Source organism: Vibrio sp. 1078-1 (assembly GCF_033340475.1).
On sequence record NZ_JAWOWM010000641.1, the window covers coordinates 1 to 581 of the forward strand.

1 protein-coding gene is annotated in these 581 nt (G+C 50.4%); it reads right to left on the minus strand.

The genetic code is table 11. From position 1 onward, the window contains the following. Positions 1-581 (minus strand): UDP-N-acetylmuramyl-tripeptide synthetase (locus tag R7190_RS29250; protein WP_318138123.1); only part of this gene is annotated, 581 nt, incomplete at both ends.

Consider the following 581-nt stretch of genomic DNA (forward strand, 5'->3'; position numbering starts at 1 on the left):
ATCGTTTCGCCGTTACGAATTTGGTAGTCTTCGTGGCCCTTACCTGCCAGCAAGATAATGTCTTGAGGCGCAGCGTTTTCTAACGCGTAAGAAAGCGCTTTAAAGCGATCATGCTGGACAATCGCTTCTGCTGGTTTGGATAGGCCAGCAAGCATATCTTTGACGATGAATACAGGGTCTTCACTGCGCGGGTTATCATCGGTCAAGACGACTTTGTCACCCAAACGCTCAGCGATTTCTGCCATCATCGGACGCTTACCCGCATCGCGATCGCCACCACAACCGAAAATAGCCCAAAGCTGTCCGTCACAATGCACGCGCAGTGCTTGTAATGCTTTTTCAAGCGCATCAGGCGTGTGAGCGTAATCGACCACAACTTTGGCGCGATGCTCAGCTTGGAATAGCTCCATTCGGCCTAACACCGGCTGCAATTGAGCAGCCGTCGCTAGCAAATCGCTCTTATCAAAACCAAGGCTCAATAAGGTCGCAAATGCCAGCATTAAGTTGGCTGCGTTGAATTCACCAATCAACGGCGCATGCAGCGTACCTTCGCCAAACTGACCATCAAAACGAATCGTAAT